This is a genomic window from Gottfriedia luciferensis (genome assembly GCF_001712755.1).
Lineage (GTDB): Bacteria > Bacillota > Bacilli > Bacillales > Bacillaceae_G > Gottfriedia > Gottfriedia luciferensis_B.
The window spans coordinates 139,032-148,841 of record NZ_MDKC01000005.1 but is presented as its reverse complement, the minus strand read 5'-3'; the positions used below and the strand labels follow the sequence as shown (position 1 = coordinate 148,841).

Annotated in this window: 4 protein-coding genes; 1 reads left to right on the top strand and 3 read right to left on the bottom strand. The window is 34.9% G+C overall.

Features of this window, described 5'->3' with window-relative positions; translation table 11 throughout:
* Positions 1-356: 356 nt before the first annotated feature.
* From BED47_RS24345 to BED47_RS06915, 3 genes are all read right to left on the bottom strand, one after another.
* On the bottom strand, positions 357-4,484 hold the full coding sequence (locus BED47_RS24345) for a S8 family serine peptidase (RefSeq protein ID WP_069033042.1): 4,128 nt from the start codon (positions 4,482-4,484) through the stop codon (positions 357-359).
* A 518-nt stretch (positions 4,485-5,002) separates the two neighbouring features.
* Positions 5,003-6,433, bottom strand: a complete 1,431-nt coding sequence (locus tag BED47_RS06920; RefSeq protein ID WP_069033041.1) for a YfcC family protein — start codon at positions 6,431-6,433, stop codon at positions 5,003-5,005.
* A gap of 146 nt (positions 6,434-6,579) precedes the next feature.
* A complete protein-coding gene (locus BED47_RS06915; protein ID WP_069033040.1) occupies positions 6,580-7,338 on the bottom strand; it encodes a gamma-glutamyl-gamma-aminobutyrate hydrolase family protein in 759 nt (252 codons plus the stop codon).
* A gap of 322 nt (positions 7,339-7,660) precedes the next feature.
* Here BED47_RS06915 and BED47_RS06910 point away from each other — a divergent pair, with 322 nt between their 5' ends.
* Positions 7,661-9,709: a sigma 54-interacting transcriptional regulator gene (locus tag BED47_RS06910; RefSeq protein WP_069033039.1), complete on the top strand. Its 2,049-nt coding sequence runs from the start codon at positions 7,661-7,663 to the stop codon at positions 9,707-9,709.
* The last annotated feature ends 101 nt before the right edge of the window (positions 9,710-9,810 follow it).

Genomic DNA, 9,810 nt, shown 5'->3' with positions numbered 1-9,810 from the left:
TTTGACTAATTTAGTTTAATGTTCGATATTAATTGAACTACAAACTGATTAATAAAAACTGCTAGATTACTCTAAGTAAAGGCTATTTGATTAGGATTTAGTGTATACTTTTTTTGATGAAAAAGTTGATTGGAATGGAGGGGTGCTCGACTCCTATGGGATTAGCGGGAAGGCTAAAGACCCCGCAGGCTTGCCGAGGAGGCTAAAGAATCCCGCCCCATGGAAAGCGAGCATCCTGTAATGGAAATCAACATCACCTACTCCTTTTACGAAAATTTGGTAATTTAATTGACAAAGTTGTTTTTCAAAGCGTGAAAAAGACGACTTAATAACAGTCGTCTTTTCCATTAGAAAAATTAATTCAACCCTAGCTCTTTCTTAATATCCTCAAGTGATTTTGATTTATATTTTTCTAGAGGTTTTGGAGCGTTTTCCACCGTTGGATTTTGCATTAAGTAATTCTTTTCGATGAATGCAAAGTCTTTTGCGTCTACGATTTTATCAAAATTAATGTCTGCACTGCGACTGTCAGTTCCCCAATTAGTTTGGATTGCTAAGGCGTCCTTCAAATCAATGACATTATCTTTATTAACGTCTCCAGGAATTGCAGCATTAAAATTTATTTCAGGATTCCAATGAGCAGTTAGTACGCCTTCATCATCTAGGAAGCCCACATGGAAAGGTTCATATATTGTGAAATGGCCAGGAATATCGAGTGATACGACCATTTCATCGAGTGTTTTTGGTAATTTATCCACGGATACTTGGCCAAATTGATTAATAACTCCTGGGTAGATGTTACCGTTTTGATCCTTTACTGATAGAACTGCACCAATCTGCGAAGGGGCTACCCTCCATGAACTCTTACCTTCTTTTTGCAATGAGACTGGAATTCCAATACTTCCTGAAATTTTTGAATAAGTTGGTTTGAACCAAATTGGTGGTATTGTTGAATTCATTGCAATTGATTGGTTAGATTCATTTATATAAGATGCAGAAGATGATTTAAAAGGCGAATAAAAATTATAAGTATTATCTTTTACTTTTAACGTTACTTCTGCAAATGGTACATCACCTGTCACTTTTCCGTTAGTCATCTCTATATTGACATTTACATTTGTATTCAATCCTGATGGAGCTGAATTAGATGTGAGTTTCGCCAAACCAAATTTTTCAATTGCTGGATTAAGCTTTACATCTACAAATTCTAATTGATTATTTGAAAATGAAAGGCTACTAGCTATTTTTTTTGCATCAGTAACGTTATATGCTGTTAGGTTCACCTTTACATTTTCACCTGCATTTACAATTTTTTGATCAACACTTCCATAAACAAGTGGAGTGCCTTCTGGAATAAATGTAAAATATTTGTTTCTTGTACCAATCTTAGCTGAATTATATCCTGCAAGTTCAACATTTACGCTTTTAGCAGAAGGGTCAATCGGGATATTATATGCAAAATTTCCTTTTGCATCAACATTGAAACCATTTGAAAAGGTAGTATTATTATTTTTTATCATCACAAAATTACCCGATTGATCAATAGAAATACCTTGCGTACGATAATCATCTTGGGTTTTATCAAAAACTGTACCTTTAATTGGATAAGATGTTGTACCAGGTTTAACCTCGATAACGCCTTCTTCTAAATCTGTTGTAAAAGTAGGACCAGTAATATCAACCATTACATGGTCCGTCATCGAAAATGTTTTACCATCTCTATTAGTACCGATCATTTTTATCTTATAATGTGCTGGCCCATAAGGTACTTTTACACTTGTAGGTGATACTGGGTTTTTCGGGTCATTAGTGAAAGGATTATAGTATCCGGTAAAGACACCAGTGACATAGTAATCAGTATTTTCATCCAATTGCGATGCAGGGATTTGTCCTAAATAACCGATTTCTTCATCTGTTTCACTATCAAGTAAAACGAAATCGATTGTTTCCATACTAGAACTTAAATTAAAGGTTGCACCTGCGTTAAATTCAAGTAATGGGTAATAATTAGTATAATCTGATGTCATCATCTTATTGTATGTAGCCGCTGAATTAAATCCTTCTTTTACATAGTGAACACCGAATGGTATTTGATACTGTTCTGTTTGATCTGCATCATTCGTAAAGACGATATACCCTTCATAAATTCCTTTTTCGGCATTTGCAGGTATTTTCAAATGAAAGTTAATCGGTTTTTGACTACTTCCATCTAGAGTTACTGAGGAAGGACTAGTTAAGGTAACATCATTTAAGTTTGCATCTTTAGAACCTCTTAATCCAGTTTGATATTTAACATCAATACTAAATGTCTTCACTTGTTCACTACTATTTTTTAGTATAATTTGTCGGTTCGCCGCAATTTCTTCGTTTTTGAAACTAAATGACCCAAAACTCATCGCACCTGTTAATTCTTTGATTGATTTTTCTTTTCCATCAATAATTGTTGGCGTACTATCTACCACATTTAATTCTACGTTTGAGTGAATTGCTTCATATGCGTCTACTCTTCCGCTACCAACTTCAAATACACTATAATCCTTCTTTAAAGGATCAGCCGTATTCATCAATATAGATTTTATATCTGCTGGCTGTAGATTTTTATTTGATTGTAGTAATAGTGCTGACACTCCTGCAACATACGGAGTCGCCATTGATGTTCCAGATAGGCGTTCATATGCAATTTTATAATCTTCCGGTTTTGATCCATCTCCTGTTTTATTATTTACATAAAATGGAACAGTCGAAAGAATTGCTGCACCTGGCGCCGTTACTTCTGGCTTTATGTCATAATTTATGCGAGATGGTCCTCTTGAACTAAATGATGTTAGTTCATCCTCAGGTGTTTTAAATTTCGTATAATCACCAAAAGTAAAGTCAGAACTTCCTTGTTTAATCGCATTTGAGATTGCTAGGCCATCTTCATTTGACATCGAAAATGTAGGAATGGCTAATAGAGATTCACCGACATACCCTTGTATGATCCCTTCAGCTTTGTTGACGTCATTATTATAAATTATTACTGCAACAGCACCTTTAGCCTTCGCTAGTTTGATTTTATCAATAAAAGAAGTATCACCTCTTTGAATAAAAGCAATTTTTCCTTTTACATCTTTTCCGTTATAATCAACGCCTTTTCCTAAACCAACATCAACTAGATTAAACGTTTTTCCTTTTAATGCTGTTAGATCGTCTGTATAGTTTCTGGCTAATTCTCTAATAGTATATTTTTTACTATTTTGAAAACCTGAAAACTGGAAAAGATCTATTGCACTAGTTGATGCACCAACTGTTAATGCTAATGCTGATGATCCTGGAGAGCCAAGTGTATACATTCCATTTCCTCTATTACCAGCGGCAACTACAGTCGTAACGCCACTTAGAACAGCATTGTTTACAGCTACCGAAGTCGCAAAAAGCGGGTCATTTATTGTTGCACCTAGTGACATATTAATAATATCCATCCCGTCACTTACTGCCTTATCTAGTGCTGCTATAATGTCAGCACCTTTTCCAGATCCATATGGTCCAAGAACCCTGTATGAATAAATATCTGCCTCTGGCGCTGCTCCAACAGTTTTATATTCAGTATCAGCAACACCTCGACTGCCGATTATTCCTGCAACATGTGTACCATGTTCTGTATAAAATGTATTTGATCCCGAGATTTCAGGTTTTCCTGATTTTTTCCAATCAGCATATGTAGCTTCCATCGGGTCATTATCATTATCAACGAAATCATAGCCACCTTTATAGGCATCTTTTAAATCTGGGTGGTTATAATCAATACCTGTATCAAGAATTCCTATCTTAATGCCTTTCCCTGTATAGCCTTCAGCATGTAAACGATCTAATCCATCATAAGGTGAATAGTTTTCGATGTTAAATTCGTCTGCTTTCAATTGTTCACTTTGTTCCTTTAGATTAGGTGGATTAATTGAAAACGTCTCATCACTCCATACATTTTTTACAGCCTTCGATTTTAATAGATTCTTAATTTGGTTTGCTGGTAAGCTAATCGAAACACCGTTAAAAGAATGTTCATAAATACGATTAATCTTATAGTTTACTTTTGAATTATTTTCATCTGTTAATATTTGGTCTACATCTTCTTGAAAGGTATTATGATCTTGATCAACTAATTGTGTAGCCTCAGTTGCAGATAATTGCTGCCCTTCTAAACTAGCTTCAATTTGAGCAACTTTTGCAGGCTTATGTACAAACTCAACTATGACATTAGCTTGCTCTGTAGTATTTAAATCCTTATCAGAAGAAATTTTAAGACCTGTAGATTCATTCGTTGAAAGTTGATTTAAAGCAGCCCTTTGTGTTGGTGTTAACTTAGCGAGCATGTCCTCAACGTTTGTAGAGCTAACAGCTTTTGATACATTCGTTACATTACCAAATGAAGCTAAAAGAAAACTAGACGATAAAGCTAAAACAGTCATGCTTTTTACAATCTTACTTCTTTGTACCGATTTCCCCATTTTCTTCCTCCTAGTAATTAATTATTGCCACTAAAATTAAATGATGGCTACGATCTGTTTAACGATCATTTAATTTCTTTCTATAATTATTCAGAAAATTCACTTTTCGGTCAAATGGGTTATTTTAACCCTTTATTATCGCAAGTACTATAAAAATATTACGATTTTCGACTATATTCCCTAAAAATATTGAGCAACATAGTAGTTTTAATCAAACCTACTAGCGGCCGTTAAAGCGAAAACAAAGACGTAGTTTGACTTATACTTAATTCCTAAAACTTGGCACCACTTGGAATTAAATTTTCTCTCTCCAATTTATACTTTCATAAACAAAAAAAACTATTGAAAGATATCATTCCAATAGGACATTACATTAATCAATTAAAAAATCGATTAATATTACATAAAAAAAAGAGAGCATCCATATAGATGATCTCTTAAAACGATTGTCTCCTCATAAATTAACTACAAATTTCCTATGCTTAAAATACAAAAAACATAGAACGATCCTTCCGATCTCAGAATGGACCATAATTGATAAGATGAGCAATTATAACCGCTATTAAACCGATTGTGTATTCAATTAAAATCAAAGGGAGAATCCACTTTGCCCACCTTGTCCAGGAAATTCCTGCAATTGCCAACCCAGCCATTAGCGTTCCACCTGTCGGAAATATAATATTTCCAATACCATCCGCAAATGAAAAGGATAATACTGTTGTTTGGCGTGTAATATGTAATAAATCTGCAAGCGGTGCCATAATAGGCATTGTCAACATCGCATGACCACTACCTGATGATAATATGAAATGGATAGCCGCTTGGAAGTTGTACATTCCGACAACACTTAAAAATGCAGGAATATGTTTCATTCCTTCCGATACTTGGTGAAGTAGGGGATCTATAATATGACCTTGATTCAATACGACCAGAATGGCGCGCGATACACCAATAATTAAAGCTCCGCTGACTAAAGATGCCGATCCCTGTGTAAAAGATTCTACAGTATCTTCAATAGATATCTTGCCAAGGATTGCAATTACTATCGTTAAGATAATAAATAAGGATGCAATTTCTGTTATATACCATTCATACTTAATAACACCGAAAACAAGAATAACATAATTAATAAAAAATGCTGTTAAAATCCACTTATGTCTTGTTGTTAGCTCTACATTCGCTGTTAATAGATTGTCTGATTTATTTGTATCGAATTTTCCAAAAACTCCAGTTGATGGATTTTTCTTTACTTTCATAGCATGACGATAGACAAATGTAACAGCAATAAGATACATGACTACGAATAATACGAGGCGGAAACCCATCCCAGAATACATAGGAAGACCTGCAATCCCTTGGGCCATCCCCACTGTAAACGGATTCATAATTGCGGTTGTAAATCCGACGGACGCCCCTACCAATACCATCGCAGTTCCTGTTATCGTATCAAAACCAAGTGCAAGAGCCAATGGAATAAACAGAGGTACATAAGCCAAACTTTCTTCAGCCATCCCCATTAAGGATCCTCCAAGTGCAAAGAAAAGCATTATAATAGGAATCATCAGCTTTTCACGGTTAGCGAGATTTTTTGCCATGGTTGAAACAAGAGCCTCAACCGTACCTGATGCCTTTAATACACCAAAAAACCCTCCAATAATAAGCACAAAAAAGATAATATTAGCTGCTTCTACCATCCCTGTAGGAATAGCTTTTACCATATCAAAAAATCCAAGCGGTGCTGATGCAATCCATCTGAATGAATCTGGATTTACCGTTGTATGCCCATTTTTTTCAATATGTGCATATTCTCCAGCTGGCATTATATGTGTAATTATGGTTGAAATGACTAAAAAGACAAGTAACAGTGCAAATACGTTTATTTTCCATTCTCTTTTTTCCTTTTTTTCTCCTGACTCAGCTAAAATTACTTTTCCTGACAGTTGACTCATATTCCGATCCCCTTTTCAATAAATTTTTGGCAACAGATAGTCTGGTTACCTCGTCTGCGAAAGCATACCAGACTCTCATATTACGAATAACTCTTTATATCTTTAAGAGGTAACTGAATGCCATCGATCCTATTTCTCATGGCACTCTAAGATTTAACCACCTTTTTACTAGTTACATTAACAAAGTGATTAAATAAACGCTGCTGTAGAATATCCCTTTCCGACATCATTTCTGGATGCCATTGGACAGCTGTTACATAATGATGAGCTTTGGATTCGATTGCCTCTATTACACCATCAAACGACCAAGCACTCACTTCAAAATCTCTTCCCAACGTTTTGACTGCTTGATGATGAAAAGAATTAACCATTAAGGATTTTTGGCCAATAGCCTCATAAATTTTTTTCCCTTCAAGAACATTAATAGAATGGGAGCCTTGCCATTTACGAAACTGTTCCCGAACATGGAAATATTCAGGGCCCATCTCATGTTCTAAGTCTTGATATAGAGTCCCACCAGATGCAACATTCAACACTTGTAATCCTCGACAGATTCCTAGAATAGGCATATCTTTTTCTAAAGCTTTTCTTGCCAGGTTTAATTCAAAGTTATCTCGTTCTTCCTCTACTGTGCCTAAATACGCTTTGGGTAAATCACCATAATAAAGTGGATTGATATCCGCCCCACCAGCCAATAATAACCCATCTAATTGGTTAAGTGTGGAATCGATTTGATCAGCTTCTTCAATTGGAAGTAGTACAACCGTAGCACCCGCCCGTTGAAGCGAACGGATATAGTCATAAGAAAAGATTGCCATATCTTGACCTGGTAATCCACGTAAGCCTTCCTTTCCTATCTCACTATGGTCAACATAATATCCGGTAACGCCAATTAGTGGTTTCATTTCCTCTCACCTCATCTATTTGTTGTTTTTCACTGAGTGATTTTATCTTCTTACCTTCCTCCTTTTTCTAACAAATGATAAAGAATTGAATAGGTGGATTACTACTCTACAAATTTCATTAATTCTTTACACGCTATTTATATAAGCAAGTGTCGTGCCAACATTAAAATGTAAATAATTATTTACATTTTTTTAAATATTTCGTTGTTTTCCCAGTGCTTGCCATGTTGATTTGGATTATAATTGGTTATTATTTGGTTATTTAATAACCAAATTATTCAACCAACTTTAGACCAATAAAATTCAACTAAAGAGGTGTTCTATGACCGAATTTGAAAACAATCACATTGTATTGATTACCGTTTTAAAAGAAACACGAAAAGCACTGCATCAACAACTAGCAGAGATGTTAAGTGACCTCATAGAGATTGAAAGTTTTTCTGTAGAAGAAAGTATTCCAAAAGTATTTCATTCTACATTAATCGTTTTACCTAATAAATTTACGATAGAAACGGTCAAAGACTATATTGGGAAGAATTGCGAGGTAATCATTGCAAAACGGACATTAAATTATGAAAACGTAGATCAACTTTTATTTTTGCCAGAAGGAACACAAGCCCTGTATGTGAATGATAATCCTGAAACAGTATATGAATCGATTGAAACCATGCGTCAATTAGGACTAAACCATATTGAATATATCCCTTACTATCCAGGAAAAACTAACATACAAATGATTAAGCTTGCAATCACACCTGGCGAACTTAAAATTATCCCCAACTTTGTAGAAAAAGTGATTAATATAGGTCATAGATTAATAGATATTACAACGATTATGTCCATTTTGGAGCGATTCCATTTAATGGAGGAATACGGTAACCATGTTTCTGAAAGGTATTATCGAAAAATAGTAGATTTGACGAAGAATCTAGCGAAAGCTCATCGACAACTTCATCAAGTAATTGATAGTGTTGGTGACGGAATACTAGCTATTGATAATAAAGGAAAGATTGTTGTTTTTAATGAATTCTTGGAAAATATGCTAAAAATAGAAAACAAACATGCTATTGGTCATCCTATTCATTCCATTATTGATAATATTGATTTGTTAACTTTTATCCTTTCAAATAGTCAACAAGAAAGCGGTATATTTGTTGTAAACGGATTAGATGTGATCGTAGAACGTCTGCATATAAATGATCAATCAATTATTGTAACTTTTAGAAATGCCCTCAAGACCATTGGATATGAACGTAAATTAAGAAAAGAATTTGTTAAAAAAGGATACATAGCAAAATACAACTTTCCTGATATCGTCGGAATTAGCTCTTCCATCCAAGAAACGAAACAGATTGCCAAAAGGTTAGCTAAGAATGATTTAACGGTTTTAATTGAAGGTGAAAGTGGTACAGGAAAAGAGTTGTTTGCAAGTGCCATTCATAATGCTTCTTTTCGAAATAGCGGCCCTTTTCTTGCCGTTAACTTTAGTGCTTTATCGGATGATTTAGTTGAGAGTGAACTATTCGGTTATGCGGACGGAGCTTTTACAGGAGCAAAAAAGGGCGGAAAAATAGGATTGTTTGAGCAAGCAAATGGTGGCACTATTTTTTTGGATGAGATTGGAGATATTAGTCTCAAACTTCAAGCACGACTACTTCGAGTATTGCAGGAAAAAGAAATCATGCGTGTTGGTGGAAGTCAAATCATCCCCATTGACGTTCGGATTATTGCAGCAACCAATAAGAATCTATTGAAAATGATTCAAGAAAATGTTTTCAGAGAAGACTTATACCATAGGCTTAAGGTACTCTTTATACACCTTCCCGAATTAAGGGTTCGTCAAAATGACGTTGAATTATTGGCTAAACATTTTGTTGCGCTATCGGACCGTAAAGTCAAAATTGAACATGAATTAATTGAAGAACTTCAAGCTTATCCATGGTATGGAAATGTAAGAGAACTTAAAAATACCATAGATTACATGCTTGCAGTCCGTACTGGAAACCAAATAACGAAAAATGATTTGCCTAATCAACATTTTTTTCAAAAATCTCCTCATAGGAATACAAATAGCTACACAATCAAGAGTATACCGTCCTTTTATTCAGGTTCAACCACTCTTGATGAAGAATCACTTTTCATCCTTAACCTCATCATGAATTATGAGGAAAATGGAAAGATCATCGGAAGAAGGATTATTTCTGAGAAGAGTCAAGAAGTCGAAATGAACTTATCTGAAGCACAGGTTAGACACCGGTTGAATTCCCTAAAAATTAGAGGATATTTGCAAACAAATAGAGGTAGGGCAGGAATTAATCTAACAAGCAAGGCTAAGGAGATTCTAAACACAAACAGAGAACGAAATCTTTGATTACTGATCATCGGTGTAATACAATCTAAGGTTTTTGCCTAGCTTAGGGTTTTCATTTACACAAAATAACGGGGAGCTAATCATCAGCTCCCAAGTTTTAT